Annotated in this window: 8 protein-coding genes; 6 read left to right on the forward strand and 2 right to left on the reverse strand. The window is 60.4% G+C overall.

Features of this window, described 5'->3' with window-relative positions:
- Positions 1 to 306: 306 nt before the first annotated feature.
- The 5 genes from E5334_RS01495 to E5334_RS01515 all read left to right on the forward strand — a co-directional run bounded on the left by E5334_RS01495 (position 307) and on the right by E5334_RS01515 (position 10,518).
- Entirely contained in the window at positions 307 to 1,773 is a 1,467-nt protein-coding gene (locus E5334_RS01495; RefSeq protein ID WP_136011830.1) for a radical SAM/SPASM domain-containing protein, read from the forward strand.
- Between the two features lie 297 nt (positions 1,774 to 2,070).
- Positions 2,071 to 2,283, forward strand: a complete 213-nt coding sequence (locus E5334_RS01500; protein ID WP_136011831.1) for a hypothetical protein — start codon at positions 2,071 to 2,073, stop codon at positions 2,281 to 2,283.
- The gene (locus tag E5334_RS01505; protein WP_136011832.1) at positions 2,243 to 4,696 is read left to right on the forward strand and encodes a hypothetical protein; all 2,454 of its coding nucleotides are present in this window, start codon (positions 2,243 to 2,245) and stop codon (positions 4,694 to 4,696) included. Before E5334_RS01500 ends, E5334_RS01505 begins: the two co-directional genes overlap by 41 nt.
- A gap of 303 nt (positions 4,697 to 4,999) precedes the next feature.
- Positions 5,000 to 5,647 carry an MgtC/SapB family protein gene (locus tag E5334_RS01510; protein ID WP_265592397.1) on the forward strand — a complete coding sequence of 216 codons (648 nt, stop codon included), beginning with the start codon at positions 5,000 to 5,002 and terminating at the stop codon, positions 5,645 to 5,647.
- Between the two features lie 674 nt (positions 5,648 to 6,321).
- Positions 6,322 to 10,518: a hypothetical protein gene (locus E5334_RS01515; RefSeq protein ID WP_136011834.1), complete on the forward strand. Its 4,197-nt coding sequence runs from the start codon at positions 6,322 to 6,324 to the stop codon at positions 10,516 to 10,518.
- Between the two features lie 151 nt (positions 10,519 to 10,669).
- Here E5334_RS01515 and E5334_RS01520 read toward each other — a convergent pair whose 3' ends face one another.
- Positions 10,670 to 12,781 (reverse strand): hypothetical protein, encoded by a 2,112-nt coding sequence (locus E5334_RS01520; RefSeq protein ID WP_136011835.1) that lies wholly within the window; start codon positions 12,779 to 12,781, stop codon positions 10,670 to 10,672.
- A gap of 615 nt (positions 12,782 to 13,396) precedes the next feature.
- Entirely contained in the window at positions 13,397 to 14,473 is a 1,077-nt protein-coding gene (locus E5334_RS01525; RefSeq protein WP_136011836.1) for a 6-phosphofructokinase, read from the reverse strand.
- A 249-nt stretch (positions 14,474 to 14,722) separates the two neighbouring features.
- Here E5334_RS01525 and fusA point away from each other — a divergent pair, with 249 nt between their 5' ends.
- Complete coding sequence (fusA, locus tag E5334_RS01530; RefSeq protein ID WP_136011837.1) at positions 14,723 to 16,777, forward strand: elongation factor G; 2,055 nt, start codon at positions 14,723 to 14,725, stop codon at positions 16,775 to 16,777.
- Positions 16,778 to 16,838: the final 61 nt, after the last annotated feature.

Below are 16,838 nucleotides of genomic sequence, written 5' to 3' on the forward strand. Positions count from 1 at the left end.
AGAAAAGGTGGAGGGGTCTACACTATAGGCTCCAAAACCACAGGGAGCTGGGAGGCATAAAACAGCAGAGTAAGGCCTAAAAATCAGAAAGGCTTCAGCTGATGGGCACCTTCTCTTCGCACTCTTGACATCCACCTTAAGGCGGCGGTTTTTCTCGGCAGCGAGGCTTGCGGCATATAAGTTGCAGGTTCTAAAAATCTGTGAGGCAAAACCAAAACCTGTGGAGTAAAGAGAGAAAAGAGGGTACAACCTTCCCAGTCAACGGAGCTGCGGCATCAGGTCGCGGCAAAACAGCAAGGGGTTAAGATGCAGTCTAAGATCGCGCACGCAGCCGAGCGCACGGCCTTTGGCCTGGCTCTGGACGGGATCATCAATGCCGCTTCGGGCAAGGATCGCGAGAAGAATCTCGACAAGCTTGTAGACATGGGCTCCAAGTTGCTCAAAGACACCGCTCCCGGCGCCGCCCGCGGCCTTCGTGCCGGTTTGTATCCCGGGTCCAAGTGGGAGCAGTTCCTCTTCTCCCTCATGGACGAGGTAGATCACAACATCATCAAGACCACCGTGCTCAACGGCGGCTATGAGGCGGCCTTCCGCGGCCTGCGCACCTGCACTGAGAACGCAGAGAAGTACCAGTGCAACGTGCCTTGGATCATCCTGTTCGATCCCACCACGGCCTGCAACAAGCACTGCATCGGCTGCTGGAGCGCAGAGTACGGCAACCGCTACAACCTGTCCTTCGACGATATGGACAAGCTGGTCTCTGAGGCCAAGGCGCTGGGCACCCACATGTTCATGCTCACCGGCGGCGAGCCTCTGGTGCGCAAGCACGACATCATCAAGCTGGCAGAGAAGCACAATGACTGCATGTTCAACATCTTCACCAACGCCTCGCTGGTGGACCAGGCCTTCTGCGACGACGTCAAGCGTGTGGGCAACATTGCCTTCTCCATCTCGGTCGAGGGCTTCGAGGAGTCCAACGACGGCCGCCGCGGCGACGGCTCCTTCCAGGAAGTCATGGCTGCCATGGACCTCATGAAGGCCAACGGCCTGCTCTTTGGCACTTCCACGGCCTACACCACCAAGAACTACAAGACCGTCACCTCTGACGAGTACCTCGATATGCTTATCGAGAAGGGCTGCCGCTACGCCTGGTACTTCCACCTCATGCCCGTGGGCGCCGGCGCCGGCACCGACCTCATGTGCACCCCTGAGGAGCGCGAGTACATGTTCCACCGCATCCGCGAGATCCGCGGCATCACCGGCGGCAAGCCCATCTTTGCCATGGACTTCCAAAACGACGGCGAGTATGTGGGCGGCTGCATCGCCGGCGGCCGCGTGTTCTGCCATGTCAACGCAGCCGGCGACGTGGAGCCCTGCGTCTTCATCCACTACTCCAACGCCAACATCCACGACAAGAGCTGGCTGGAGTGCCTCAAGCAGCCTATCTTCCAGGCCTACCGCTCGCACTATCCCTTCAACGACAACATGCTCCAGCCTTGCCCCATGCTGGAGAACCCGGAGATCCTGCCCCAGATCGTCCACGAGGCGGACGCTCCCTGCACCGATTACGCGGCGCCCGAGTCTGTGGACGACCTTTGCGCCCGCACCACTCCTTACGCTGAGAGCTGGAAGGCCACCGCTGAGAAGCTCTGGCTCGAGGAGCATCCCACCGGCAAGAAGATCTACGCAGACGAGCTCTCCAACATGCCTGTGGACGAGAAGGCCAAGATCATCGCCAAGTCTGACGAGGAGAATCAGGCCGTCGTAGGGTAAGTTATAAATAATGCAATTCCCATCGATGAGATAAGCTAATTAGCATGCAAACCTAAAGCTCCCGGATGCGTAAGGCAACCGGGAGCTTTTTTATAAGGATATAGGCATCTAGCTGCATAATCAATATATTATGGGAGCCTCTAAACTTTCAGAATATTGGCAGAAAATCTTTGCCTGGTATTCAATTTATAAGTATCTATATGTGGGAGCTTCTCACTAGATGCATCTGATGGGGAACAAGGTCCGTCAATTTGAAGCCTCGTTGGACGCGATGTTTACCACGCGAACGGGGTTGTCATGGGAAAGAAACCTCGGCAGATCATCGCAAGCATGCTGCTTGCCGTTGCTCTGTCGGCGGCAGCTGCGCTTGCTGCGCCAATCAATGCCTACGCCGCTGACACCTACATCGACCTCAAAGAGGTCTTCGGCGAGTGGATCAACTTCCCGGGCGCCAACCTGGGCTCCGGCTATGCGGCGGGATGGCAAGCCCAAGCCTGTGGATCCCACTAAGATCGATCCTGCCAACCCGCCAAAACCGCAGATAAACATCGACACAGACGATGACGGCATCCCCGACACCAACGTGGTGGACGAGCCGGTGATTACCTACACCATCACCACGCAGCTGCGCGGCATTACCACTGGCGCCTCCATCAGCCCGAGCGCCAATGTGGTGAAGGGCGCCTCTGCCGCCGTGGTGTGGGCTCCTGGCGAGAATACTTACGTCTCCCGCGTCGAGGTGGACGGCCGCCGCGTGGATGCCAAGGGCGGCCGCTATGAGTTCTCGCACCTTTCTGGAGACCATTCTGTGGTGGTCACCCTGGCAGAGATCCCTCTCATCCCCGCCCACACCACCAAGGGCTACTACACCATCACTGTGAACACCTATGGCGTTTCCAAAGGCGTGGAGGCCTCCGACTCCATGGCGGTGGCCGCCGGCTCCTCTGAGGCGGTGACATGGTCTGTCAAGGAAGGCCATGTCATCAAGAGCGTCTCGGTGGACGGAGCCAGGCTGAGCCTGGATCAAGTGGCCGCCGGCTCTTGCAACTTCTCCGCCATTGCCGCCAACCATGTGGTGGATATCGTGGTCGAAGCCCAGGACGGCACTACCGGCCTCGCTCCCGACAACGTGGTGGTCTCCACCAAGATCGAAGGCGGCCCTGGCACCATTACCGGCGGCTCCACTGTGGCCAAAGGCGAGAGCTACACTGTGGCCTGGAATCCCGTGATCCAAACCACCGCCGACCGCGACGATCCCGCCTACGCGGTGTACGAGGTCGAAAGCGTCTCTGTGAACGGCGCCGCGGTGGATGGCGATGCCAGCGATGTGAGCCTCACCAACATCAAGGAGAACCAAGAGGTGGTGGTAAAGCTGCGCCCGGTGACCTTCAATGTGGCCATCCTCAAGTACGGCGACGGCACCGCCAAGCCCTCCAAGACCGTGTACAAGGGCAATCATTACGTAGACATCAGCGCTCAGGCCAATGCGGGCTCCCGCATCACCTATCTGGAGATCGACGGCAAAGAGGTCTACCGCGAAGGCATCAAGAAGAGCCCGTCTTTGCGCCAAGAGCTCGATGCGGTCCCCAAGACGGCTCCAGAGGATCCTTCGACCGCTGCCGAGAAGGACGCCCAGTCCCCTCAAGCGCTGTCAGCTGCGGCAGCCGCCGCCCTTAGAGGCGAAGACGCCAGCTCCGAAGCCCCTGAACTCCAAAAGCTGGCCATTCCTCAAGATCAGCCTGCCAGCGAAGAGGATAACGCGGGCGAAGAGGCTGCTCAGATCGAGGCGGCTCAGACCAACAAGCTCGAGCAAGAAGCGCCTGCCAGCAACACTGCCTCTCAGACTGACGAACCCGAGGAGGAGACCACCCTGCTGGAGGAGCTCTTCTCGGCAACGATGACCAAGGCCTACGCCGCAGAGATTCCTGCAGCGGTGTTCAACCCCGAGGAGATCATCGAGCCGCTGCTCACAGGCACAACCCGCATGGACATGGGCATCCGCGACATCGACAAGGACCATCAAATCAAGGTCTACTTCGCCAAGGACGGCGAGCCGGCTGTGACTCCCGAGACGCTGGGATCCACCGTGGACATCGAGACTCAGGTGGATGGCGGCCCCGGCGAGATCACTGGCGGAGGCATCTTTGATCCCGACGACGTCGATCCCGACAACCCGCCCAAGATCCAGTGGGAGGTGCCCGAGGGCTACACTCCCGTCGAGGTAGAGATCTATCCCAAGGGCGGCTCGGGCGATCCTGTGGTTGTTCCTGTGGCGCCTGGCCAAACCGCCGTGGACATCCCCTCCAGCATCCTCGAGAGCGACGGCGAGTACGTGGTCAAGCTCAAGGTGCAGAAGGAGAGCGAAGGCGACGACGTGGCGCCGAAGCAGCGCGAGTCTTTGGCCGACACGACCTTCTATGAGGTTGCTTCGAGCATTTCCGGAGGTCCCGGCACCGTCACTGCCACCACCGATGTCATGGAGGGCGCGAGCCATACTGTGACCTGGGCAGCCGGAGAGCGCGACGGCGTGCGCTACCGGGTGGCCAAGGTGCTCATCGACGGCAAGGAGCATCCTGAGCTGGCAGAGGCTGCCTCCTACACCTTCGAGGACGTGGCTTCCAACCACACCATCGAGGTAGTGCTCGAGCCAGTGGCCGAAGAAGGCCCCGTTCCCGACGACGAGAAGCCTGCCGCAGATAACGGGGGAGGCTCGACAGGGCCTGTGGCAGAAAAGACCGAGGCGGGGCAGCCTGCAGTCGGTTCCAAGGTCGTCAAGCCCGCCGCTTCCAACGGTGCCGTGCCCGCCACGGGCGACACAGAGTCGTCTCAGGGCGCCCTCGCAGCCGCATTGGCCGCTGCAGGGATCCTTGGCGCACTCATCGTGCGTGTGGCCTATGGCGCTCGCAAGAAGGAGAACCTGTAGCTCATGGGTCTTGGGGTTTTCCCGGAAGACCTAGGACGAGGGGGGTTCTTATCGGCAGCCCCTAGGAATCTGTAAGAGATTGCCCTTGGGAAAGACCGCGGTCGCCCAGGGGCAATCTTTTGTTGCGCCGACGCTATGCTTTGGGCTTTATGGGGGGATACTCCCTATATCTGGGCGCCTTTGGAAGCGCGAGAGGTATAGGCTTGGGAAACGGGTTGCGTTAGTGGCTGGAACGGCGGCAGGATGCTTGGTAGGTACTTTGTACATCTCAGTGAGGTAGCAGCTGGCTGGAGCACGGAGGCAGTGTTCTTGCGGCTGCTCCTTGCCATGCTCGTGGGTACCGTCATCGGCATGACGCGCGAGTTCAAGAACAAAGGCGCGGGCGTCAAGACTCACGTGCTGGTGTGCTTGGGCGCGGCGATGTCGATGATCGTGAGCCAATACATTCTTGAAGAGCTGCCGGGCGCCCAGCTCGATATGGTGCGCAATGGCGCCGCGGTTATCTCCGGCGTGGGCTTCATTGGCGTGGGCACCATCATCGTCACAGGCAAGAACGAGGTGCGCGGCCTCACCACGGCCGCCGGACTGTGGGTATGCGCCTGCATTGGCCTGGCCGCAGGCATAGGCGAGGTGGACGCCACCATCATCGCGCTGCTCTTTGTCATCTTCACCTTCACGGTGCTTTCGTGGTTCGACGTGATGGTGCACCGCCATACCAAGAAGTTCGATCTCTACGTGGAGTTTGAGAACCGGCTGGCGGTGAAGGAGTTTTTAAAGCAGCTTCATAGCTGGGACTGCAGCTACGACAACTTCTTGCTTACCGGCGGAGAAAGCGGGAGCTCGTTTGTGGCTGCCACTCTCACCATCACGCTGCCCACCATGGATCGCAAGCAAGTGTTCATCGACGCCATCCAGCGCCTTAGATTCGTGAGCTTTTGCGAGGAGATCTAGGGGGCTTTTCGAGGAATAGCGGGCTTTTGTGCGGGCGCATAGGAGTCCTGATGGGTGGCCGCGGCTTGGGTGAGTGGCAGGATGTTGCTGGGGCATGCGGGTTAGGGCGTCTGGGAGATTAATGGTAGATGGCCCTCTAAAAACATACTACGTTAGCTTCATTAATTTGTGACATGTGAATTAAAGTGCTCCAGTAGCTACAAATTATTGTAGCAATTGAAGTATAAAAAGTGAGGGTGCCATAGATAGCCTACGCTTCGGGATAGCCTACGCCTCAGATCAGGCCCCAGATAAGCATCGGTGCAGATCGTCCAGCTCATAGACAAACGCGACTCTCAGTGGCTCTCGGGTATAGCCATGGGAGAACTTCAGCGAAGAGTGTAAGCCTAGCCGCAGGCACAATTGGCCTTGGTTGCGTCCAGACTGTGCAAGGGTAAATCCGCCTGTATTATTAGGCAACCATTAGCTTAATATGGCCATATATAATCGCAGGTAAATATGGGCAAATCGTCGCATATTATATTGACAGTATTCGATACCCGTCCTAACTTAAATTAAACTGCAAAATAGCGGACATCTCTCGCTGGCCTACCCTTCCTTAACCGCGGTTCGCAAGGTGCGGTTGCAGCCAAAGTGAGCCGTGAGACGTCCGCTGCATTCATTAGGCGGTGTCAATGAACTCCATGACTCGTACCCTGGCCACGATGGCCGCTGTCGCCCTCGCCTGCACCACGTTGGCGGTCGCTCCTCCTGCAAGTACGCCTGCGCTTGCCGCACCGCCTGCGGGTTACACGCATCCGGCCAATGCCTGCCAACTCACTGTGATCGGCGGCGTCGAAGGACGCGATTACTACTATGCCACCGACACCTGGACGCGAAACCCGGGCAACGCCGTCACGAGCACCCTCAACAAGTTGGTTATCTGTTCGAGCGCGCCCATGACGATTTCCAACACAGGTGATCCTGCCATGGCGGTAGATGCCACTATCTTCGTGGAGGCGGGCACTCAGGCCAACCTCACCTTCGATGGGGTGAACATCAGCTCCCATGTGCCTTTCACGCTGGAGCGCAACCGCGACGAGGCGGGCAACTCCATCGAGCCCAAGACCAGCGCTCACATCGCTTTGGCGGCAGGGTCAACCAACACGTTGGTGTCACCTGCAGGCTCCTATGCCCCTGGCATGCGTTGCGGCGAGGACACTTCACTCACCATCGATGACGACGTGCCTAACGTGGACGTGAACGGCGCTCCTATCGACGTTGCCGGAGGCCGCATCAAGGCGGGCACCGTCTATGTGGACAAGGACGGCACAACCCGCACCGCCACTGCCAACGGCCCCGATGCCAACATTTCCAATCTTGAGAGCGACAATCCTGGCGCACTCAATGTCACCGGAGGCTACCTGTGCGCCGCTATTGGCGGCAGCGACTGGGAGACTACTGGGGAGATGACGTTCAACGGTGGCACCATCAAAGCCAGGGCTACAGGAGATAGCACCTACGGTTTTGGCGCTGGCATCGGCGGCTCTCACGGTGGCCACGGCACCACGCCCGACACCTGGATCACCTTCAACGGAGGCACTGTCACAGCCTATGCCTCCTATCATGGCGCAGCCATCGGCGGAGGTGGCCCCAGTTATCAAACCGCAGGGTCTACCACGCGTGAGAACAACTATCGTTTCCCCGATGCCAAGCTTAGCGACCGCCAGCCAGGCTCCGGCTTTGGCGCTAACGCCGGCACGCCGGTGCACTCCAAGGTGTGCGCTGGAAACCTGCAGTTCAATGGCGGCATCATTACACCCATCTCAGCCGACCATGGCAATGCCATTGGCCAAGGATGCTTCTGCTGGAACATCGGCCGCAAGATCGTCATCACCGGCGGCACCCTCCTGCCCGACACCTCTCGTCAGGACTCCGGCTACGGCTATGCTCACGCTATCGGCGCCTTGGGCGGAGAAGTTTACGTGACGGGAGGGTCCGTTCGTATCGGCACGGTGAAGCACGACAATGGTCGCACTACCGAAGAGAAGTACCAGGCCTACATCGGCGACCCCATCGATCCAGACCATCTGCCCTCAGACTTTTACACCAACTACTCCCAGAAGACCGCCTACGGCTCGCTGGATAAGTCAACCCAGGTGATGATGCGCACCATCAAGGTGCCGGGCACCCTGGGGGCCAATGCCAACATCACGGCTTTCGACATGACGGTCAACGGTGTGGCCTACCCCTACGGCGCGCCCCGTTCCACCGACGAGAGCGGCAATCTCTACCTGTGGCTGCCCACTACTACCGAGGGCGAGGTCCGCGTGAACCTCACTGCTGTCGACCGTGACGGCAACGTGGTGAAGACCGAGCCTTACTACATGGACGACGTGCAGCACGGCGGCGATCACCTCAAGCAGTTCGTGATCTTCTCCATCGACCCCCAGAAGGTTCCCACTCTCAAGAACCTCACCAAGCGCTACGACGGCCTGCCTTGGGGCAAGGACGTCTCTGGCAAGCTCCTCTCCGAGGTGGCTCAGCAGGCCGTGGAGGTGGACAACCCGCCCGTGCCCGCCGGCCTGGATAAGAACAAGCTAGACAAGGCAGACTCCATGACCATGGAGTCCCAGCGTTTGGCTACCGATAAGGACGGCAACCTCATCCAGCGCGCCGACACCACTGACCCGTCCAACATCTATGAGGTGGACACTGACTCCGGCATCACCCAGGGCTTTAACGCCAACGTAGGCAAGTACAAGCTCACCATCAGTTCCAACCAGTACGCCCAGGAAGCCGGCTTTACCGAGAGCTTCTACGGCCATCGCTGCTACTACGACTATGCAGAGATCACTCCCGCCGACACCCAGACAAACCTCCAGGTAGAGCGTGTGGGCGATACCGCCACTGTGCGCCTGACCGCTGCGGTGACCCCGCGCCATGACGCCCAGGTAAAAGAGGCGACCACCTGCGAGGCTCCGGCAGGCGCCGTGCAGTTCGCCATCAATGGCACACCGGTGGGCACTCCCGTACCCGTGATAGATCAGGGCGAAGATCCCGACAAGTTGCGCGACGGCTACCAGCAGTCCATTGCGACGCTCGAGGTGGCTCCCGAAACCTATCGGCCCCTGCTTATCAATCCTCAAGACACCCTCGCTGGTGAAGACGCCCAAGGTCGCACTGCATTGCGCCGCGCCACGCTGGGCGTCGCCGACCTCGACTCCTCTGTCCCCTTTGGCCGCCAGCGGGTCACGGCCCAGTTCATTCCGGCAGAAAAGGGCAACTACACCGACTCAAACACCGCTTCAAACGAGGACTTCTTTGTAGCGGTTGACCCCGAGTGGTGGGACTACGAGAAGGTCTATGACGGCAGTCCTGCCTTCCCCCAGCTCAATGGCTCACACATCCTGGGATTTGTGCCTGCGGGCTTTGACGTCTCCTTGGCTTACGATCCTGCCCAGGTGACCTACCATCCTCAGGGCGCCAACGCGGGCACTCACCCCATCACCCTCAAGAACACCGAGCTCAAAGGTGCGGATGCCGATAAAGTCATCCTCTTGGGTTACACCCGCGGCCAAGACCTGGTGCTTCAGGGCACAGTGACGCCTAAAGACGTCACGATCACGGCCGTTCCCTCTGTGCCGAAAGCTCCGGCATACAAACCCTATGAGGGGTCTTTCTCGGCAGCAGGGGAGCTGGTGGGCGACGAGACCCCTGAAAAGGTGCTGGGTGAGGTTGCCTGGGATCTTGGAGCGCTGGATAGCGCCAATCCCGCCCCTGGCGTCTACAAGGTGACGCCAAAGCCTGCGACGTTGGCTGATGTCGAAGCCAATGAGGACGGCACCTACACGCTGGGCAATTATCGGTACACGTTCGAGCCTGCCTTTGTGACGGTACAAAAGTCTCCTGTGCCGGTGCGCGCGGGTCAGATCTCCACCTGCGCCCAAGACGTGGTGGCTGGCGATCCTATGGATGTTACAGAGACGCTGGACGCAAACCCCGTGGAGACCACGCGCACTTACTTCAAGCGAGTGGATGGCCGCTGGGAGCTTGTGGCTGGCGAACCCAATGAGCCGGGCACCTACCTGGTGATCTCCACCGGCGCTTTGCCTGACGGCACGCCGGCGCTTCCAGGGAACGATATATTCAACGTGGTGGATCCCAATAGCGCCGATGACGGCACCGCCGACTCCCCTGCGCCATCTCCGGGCGCATCCAAGCAGCCGGTGCTGGTGGGCGCAGAGGATATCCTGGAGGGCGGCGATCCGCGCATCACCGATCTGGGCGCCCAAGACGAGCCTGTGGAGGTCACTCACGCGTTTCTCATGCAGGATCCGTTGGATCCCACCCACTGGATTCCGGTTGACAAGCCCGGTGAGCCGGGGACCTATCTGGTGGTCTCCACTCCTGCCGATCCCAGCGGCCCTTATGGCCCTGGCAGCTCGGTATTTGTGGTGAGTCCTGCGCCAGCTCCCCCTGCCGAGAAGAACACCCCTCACCTCCAGATAACCGATATCGAGGTGGTTGACGGTGTGCCCAGACCTCGTGTCGAGGTGGACGGTGAGCCTTTCAATGAAGCGAGCGATCCTGAAGGTCGGCACTTGGAGGTTTCCTACTACAGGCGCAACAAAGATGGCACCCTCACGCACCTGGATGCAGCTCCTACAACCCCGGGCAACTATCGCGTGGTTGTGCGCCTTTTTGATCGCGACAACAACCTGCTCGCCGAGACCTACTATGACTTCTCGCTGCCGCTGGCAGGTTCTAAGGTGATACCGGCTACCGGTGACGTGGCCTCTGCTGCAGGTCTTTTGGGTGGCGTTGGAGCCGGTCTTGGTGCTGCATTGAGCCTAGGCGCAATCCTGTCGTCGCGCAAAAGGCGCGGATAGCCAGGCGTAGCGCACCCCTAAGGATGTCCTCGGAGAAACTGTGGCGCCTTGAGGAAGAGCATCAGAGAAAAAGCACCAGCTGGCAGGAGCCAGCTGGTGCTTTGTTGTGGGTTGGCAAGGCGCCTAAGGGCCCGTTCCTGCCCCGGTGCGCTTAGTCGCGGCGGCGCAGGTGAGCTCGGGCGGCTGAGGCTGCGGCAATCGCGATGCCCAAAAGAGCAGCTACGCCAGTCCCTTGGACAGAAGCGGCGTTGGCGGCATCGCTGCCCTGGTCGCCCAGCCGCGGGATGGCATGGCTTTGGGCGCGAGAAGCCGATGCGACGGCGCCAACCTGCACAACATCACCCGCGTCGACCTTGGATTTGGCAGAGGCCTCCGATGTCTGTCCGGCCTGAGGTTGCAGGGGTTTCTCGGCAGCGGGGTCTGCGGAGGGAGTCTTGGGGGCCATGGGATCGGCAGGGCTGGCAGGCGAGTCGGGCTCACGAGGATTGTCGTGAGGGTCCTCGGGGCGGGTGCTGGGGTCTGTCGCGCTGGGGTCTGCAACCGTGATGCTGGCGGTCTTGGTGACCTTATGGGTAGGGTTGATGGCATAGGAATAGCACACCTGGTACTCGCCGGGGGCAAGGCGCTCCACAGGCTGGTCGCCATGGCCGGAGGCCACGAGCTGATGGTGAGCGTCGAAGAGCTCGAAGTCGTAGTCGCCGGAGTCTTTGAGGTTGCTGGTGCCCGTGAGGCGCATGGAGCCTTGGTGGTAGCGCTCGATTTGGGCGGAGACGAGGTTGTCTGTAGGGCGCCAGGGTCCTGGCTGGTCGAGGGTCAGGTCCTTGGTATCGAAGACCTGGCTCACTTGGAGATAGATCACCCCGTTGGAGTGTATGACAGAGCCGTCGTTCCCTCGGGTGGTGTAGGAGTAATAGGGCCAGATGTCGCTGCCGTCAGGAAGGACGTTGACGGTATAGCCAAGGTCCTTGATGGAATTGAAAGCATTTTCAAGCTTGATGTCGAACTGGCCGTCGGTATAGAGCACGTCGCTCACAACCCCGCGGTTGGTGAACTCGAAATCCGAGTAGGCGAGAGGCTTTAGGGCATCCTGGACCTCTTTGGGGGCGGGGTCGTAGACGCGCGTGCCGTTCTTGTCGACGGTCATGACGGTGGCATCCCAATGCGCTTCGCCGCGGGTCATCTGTCGGATAGAGTCCATGAGGCTTGTGTAGGGGGCGCCTACGGCGACAGAGGAGCCGGCCGCCGGGATGGTGCGAAAGTCTGCGCCTCTCCAATAATAGGCATAGGCGCCCAGGTCGAAGAAGCGGGACCCAGAGGAGGCCAGCTCGTCGGAGCCGTTCCCCTGTGCAAGGGACTCCACTTGCGATTTTATGGAATCGTAGTTGGCAATGGTCAAGGGGATCATGGCATCTACCGAGCTGCCGGGATTCAAATAGCCAACAGACATGATGGCGATGACCTGGCTCCAGGAGAAGTCAGGATGGGCAGCTCGCAGCTCGGCCAGCGTCTTGTATTCGCCAGCCTTGACGCTGTACCTGATCTCCTCGTTGTCCAGCCCCAGGGACAGGCTGTCGTTTTGGACGCGGCCTTCATCCACCACTACGTCCGGACGGCACTGGTCTGCAAGCTGCTCATCGGTCTTCCCAAACCTATGGAGAAGGACGATCTCCTCCACCTTAAGGCGCTCGTTGGAGTCGTTGGCGATCTTGACATGGCCGTCAATGGCTGGACCAGACTTGGTGAGGTCCAGAATGGCGGTGTTGTTGTTCCAGCCGCTGTCCATGGAGGCACCCGTTGCGGTATCGGTGGCCGAGATCTCGGTGCCATGGGCGAGGGCGCCGTCGCCTGCGAGGGAACCTTCACAGGCGTTGTAGACGACAGAGCCTATCTCCTGAGCTGCGGCATCTGCAGAGACCGCAGCTTGGGTGGGGGCGGCAGCCTGTGCGGAGGCTGTGCTTTGCGGCTTTTGCTGCGCGGTAGGCTCAGATTGTGGGGCGCTCGCCTCTTGCGAGGCTTGCCCGGGCTGACTTGTCTCGGTGCCTTGAGACACCGCCAAAAATGCAGATTCAGAGTGCTCCAAGACGGGAGATGCAGAAACAGATGGTGTGGTGGATGTAAAGGCGCTGTCAACGGCGAGCGCAGGTGTGGCACCAAGAAGTACAACGGAGACTCCCAGTGTGGCACCAAGAAATCCTGCGGTTACCTTTTTGTTGGAAGCAAGGTCGGCGACAGTGCGGTGATCGCAATGGTTGAGTAGTCCCATGGAGGCAATTCCTCTCACATATGCAGGTGCATAAACATAGACACATGTACATGTGATAGGTGTATGTAAATTTTAAGAATGATTTACGGTGTAAATATTCACGGGTTTATGACATTGCTGGAATAGGTCTTACATCTTGTGTTTTGGCGCAAGAAAGGAGCCATCTTGGGCAATAGCGATGGCGGTGAAACTGCAAGATTTGTGGTGAGGATGGACTGCAAATTGCCCATTGAACCGGGTTCTTCAAAGCTATGGAGTGGTTCGCAATGAAAAGGTTCTGAAGAGGTGAATGAGGTTCCTAGGAATAAGAGCCAGAGCCACTTTGAAAGGGGCGAGGGCCCTAAAAGGGTGTAGGGCCCTCTGTAAAAAAATACTACATTAGCTACACATTATTACTACTATACAGTTATAGTAGTAATAAATATGCTTCATTGGTTACAACTTGGTGTAGCCAATGAAGCATATTTTCTGAGGGGCACAAAATCCTCTTTGGGACCATGTGATAGGGCAAGCCCTCTACGAGATCATGTGATAGGTCGATCCCTCGCGAAGGCCAAGCGGCATCCAACTAGCCCCCTCCCAGGGGCCACGCGGCACGCAGCAGACGAGCAGCGGTTAGTCGCCAAAGGAGATGCCCAGGTCGCGGGCCTCGCGCACCATCTCGCCGTTGGGGTCGATGTATTTAAGCTTTCCTGCCACGTCTTTGAGGGGGACGCGACACATCTTGCCCTTCTTTTGGCTCACCATGAAGCCGAAGCGGCCCTCCAGGCATCCCATGGCCGCCTCGACGCCGCACTGCATGGCAAAGATGCGGTCCTGGGCGTCGGGTTGGCCGCCGCGCTGGGTGTGGCCGGGGACGGCGACGCGCACTTCTCGGTCGGTGCGGGCAGAGATTTGCTCGGCGATCTCATAGGCCACAGAGGGCATCACGCGTTTGGCCAGCTTGGCCTTGTATTCCTTCTTGGAAAGGGCGGCGTCCTCCTTGGAGATGGCGCCCTCGGCCGCGACCACGATGGCGTAGCGCTCGCCGTCGCGGCGGTCGGTGTCGATGGCCTCGATGACCTTGTCGATGTCATAGGGGATCTCGGGAAGCAGGATGACGTCGGCGCCGCCGGCGACGCCGGCGTAGAGGGGGATCCATCCCACCTTGTGGCCCATGATCTCGATGACAAAGACGCGGCCGTGGCTGGTGGCCGTGGTGCGGATGTCGTCGATGCAGCGGGTGGCCACCTCGACGGCCGAGGTGAAGCCAAAGGTCATGTCGGTGCCCCAGGTGTCGTTGTCGATGGTCTTGGGCAGTGCGATGACGTTGAGGCCCTCCTCGGAGAGGCGGTTGGCGGTCTTGGTCGAGCCGTTGCCGCCAAGCATGAAGAGGCACTCCAGGCCCAGCTTGCGGTAGTTGGAGATCATGGCAGGGACTTTTTGGATGCCGTCTGCGGTGGGTCTGTCCAGCTCCTTGAAGGGGGTGCGGCTGGTGCCCAGGATGGTGCCGCCGTGGGTGAGGGAGCCGGCGAAATCCTCGGGGGAGAGTCGCGTGTAGCGATTGTAGATAAGTCCCTGATAGCCGTCGAGGAACCCGTAGACTTCCACCTTGCCCTCGGTGTTGTGGCAGAGCGTCTTCACAATGGCGCGCATGGTGGCGTTGAGTGCCTGGCAATCGCCGCCGCTGGTAAGCATTCCAACTCTGAGCATAGGGTTTCCTCTCCTTGGACCTTGGGCTTTAGGCGCGGCTCCGGTTCTGTTGACCTGTGCGCTTTTGTGGTATGAGTTTAAGCCTTTTAAGGACGCTCCGTCGCGGCGGGGTTGCGGCAAGGCGCATTGCGGGCGTCTTGCAGTTTCAGGTACCTTCCGCTCACCCAAGCCATGGGCATCCAGGGTGCCTCACCGTCGATGCACTGGTATGCTAGTCGCACCTAACGCACCGTCTGCAAGGAGGCAGCTATGGCTGAAAGCGTGAAAAATGTCGTACTTGTAGGTCAGGGCGGTGTGGGAAAGACCATGCTGGCCGAGGCGATGCTGCATCTGAGCGGCGCCACCACTCGCCTGGGCGGTCACTCCGGCACCAAGCCCACTCTCGACTACGATCCAGAAGAAGAGAAGCGCTCGTTCTCCATCAAGCTCTCGGTAGCCCCCATCCAGTGGCAGAACTGCCGTCTTAACGTGATCGATGCGCCTTGCTATCCAGATTTTATCGGCGACGCCTATTGCGCTATGGCCGCCTGCGAGACCGCAGTGTTTGTGGTAGATGCGGCTTCGGGCCCTCAATCCACCACCACTCGCCTGTGGTATGCCGCCGAGGACCTCTCGCTGGCCCGCGCCGTCTTTGTGAACCGCATCGACCGCTCTGAAACCAACTACGACGATACCCTGGCCATGCTTACCGACAGGTTTGGCAATCGCCTGGCTCCCGTGACGCTGCCCATGGGAGTGGGGGATGAGTTCGAGGGCATCATCGACGTCATACGCATGCAGTCCAGGCGCTTGGACGCCAACGGCAAGGTGGAGGTCTTCGATATCCCCGAGCAGTACGTGGCCGCCGCAGAGGCTGCCCGCGACGCCATCTGCGACCTGGTGGTCGAGGCAGACGACGAGCTCATGATGAAATACATCGAGGGAGAGACCCTCACCAACCAGGAGATCGAGGGGCTGCTTTCCACCGCCATCGCCGAGCGCCTCTTTGTGCCCGTCTTCGCCGGCGTCTGCGTGAAGGAGGAGGGCGTGGTGTCGCTTCTGGACGACATCGTGGCCTACTTCCCCAGCCCCGCCACCTACGGCAAGGTGCCGCTGGTCAACGGCGAGCTGCTGGATGTGGACCCGGACGACAACCGCCCGGTGGTCTTCGTCTTCAAGATCATGAACGACCAGCAGCAGGGGCGCCTGGCGTTCATCAAGGTCCTTACGGGCACCATCGCCACGGGCGTCGAGCTCACCAATGCACGCACCCGCAAGTCCGAGCGCCTGGCTCACATCTACCGCATGATGGGCCGCGAGATGACAGAGATAAAGAGCGCCGAGGCTGGCGACATCGTGGTGGTTCCCAAGCTGGAGGCCCAGACCGGCGACACCCTCTCGGCCACCGGCAAGGTGGAGGCCGCAGCCTTCCGCTTCCCCAACTCCCTCTACCGCATCGCCATCGAGGCCGACCAGCGCGGCAGCGAGGACAAGCTCTACACCTTCCTGGAGAAGATGGCCGACGCCGACCCCACCCTCAAGGTGGATCGCGATGAGGACACCGGCCAGACCGTCATCTCTGCCATTGGCGAGGCCCAGGTGTCGGTGCTGCTGGACCGCCTGGAGAGCCGCGCCAACGTGCAGGCCCACACGGTGCCCCTGCGTATTCCTTATCGCGAGACCATCCGCCGCACCGCCACGGGCCATGGCCGCCACAAGAAGCAGACTGGCGGCGCCGGCCAGTTCGCCGACGTGCGCATGCGCATCGAGCCCAACCCCGACGGCGGCTACGAGTTTTTGGACGAGGTCGTAGGCGGCGCGGTGCCCCGCGGCTTCATACCCGCGGTGGACAAGGGCGCCCAGGAGACCATGCGCGAGGGCGTGCTGGCGGGCTATCCCATGATCGACGTCAAGGTGGCCCTCTACGACGGCCAGTTCCACCCTGTAGACTCCAACGAGATGGCCTTCCGCACCGCCGCGCGCCTGGGCTTCCAGGACGCCGTCGAGCAGGCCGAGCCCGTGCTCCTCGAGCCCATGGCCCACATGGAGGTCACGGTGCCCGAGAGCTACGCCGGCTCCGTCATGGGCGACATCTCTGCGTGCCGCGGCCGCGTGGAGGGCATGGACACCACCGACAAGGGCGACGTGCGCATCCAAGCCACCGCTCCCTACGCCGAGGTAGTGGACTACGCCACCCGCCTGCGCTCCCTGTCGCGCGGCACCGGCGAGTACTCCATCGAGGTGGAGGGCTACGAGCAGGTGCCCCACGACGTCCAGGAGCGTCTGGCCGCCGAGTATCGCGAGCGCCGTTCCCAGGGCCGTTAGGCCGCCCCGCGCCCTTTTCCCTGCCGAGAAACCCCCGTCGCCTCAGGTTGACGCCCGTTTC

It is taken from the genome of Muricaecibacterium torontonense (assembly GCF_004793925.1).
Lineage (GTDB): Bacteria > Actinomycetota > Coriobacteriia > Coriobacteriales > Atopobiaceae > Leptogranulimonas > Leptogranulimonas caecicola.

Excerpts from the sequence above, each read along its gene's own strand:
- E5334_RS01495 (WP_136011830.1), top strand. The coding sequence starts at position 307 with ATGCAGTCTAAGATCGCGCACGCAGCCGAGCGCACGGCCTTTGGCCTG.
- E5334_RS01500 (WP_136011831.1), top strand. The coding sequence starts at position 2,071 with ATGGGAAAGAAACCTCGGCAGATCATCGCAAGCATGCTGCTTGCCGTT.
- E5334_RS01505 (WP_136011832.1), top strand. The coding sequence starts at position 2,243 with ATGCGGCGGGATGGCAAGCCCAAGCCTGTGGATCCCACTAAGATCGAT.
- E5334_RS01515 (WP_136011834.1), top strand. The coding sequence starts at position 6,322 with ATGAACTCCATGACTCGTACCCTGGCCACGATGGCCGCTGTCGCCCTC.
- E5334_RS01520 (WP_136011835.1), bottom strand. The coding sequence starts at position 12,781 with ATGGGACTACTCAACCATTGCGATCACCGCACTGTCGCCGACCTTGCT.
- E5334_RS01525 (WP_136011836.1), bottom strand. The coding sequence starts at position 14,473 with ATGCTCAGAGTTGGAATGCTTACCAGCGGCGGCGATTGCCAGGCACTC.
- fusA (WP_136011837.1), top strand. The coding sequence starts at position 14,723 with ATGGCTGAAAGCGTGAAAAATGTCGTACTTGTAGGTCAGGGCGGTGTG.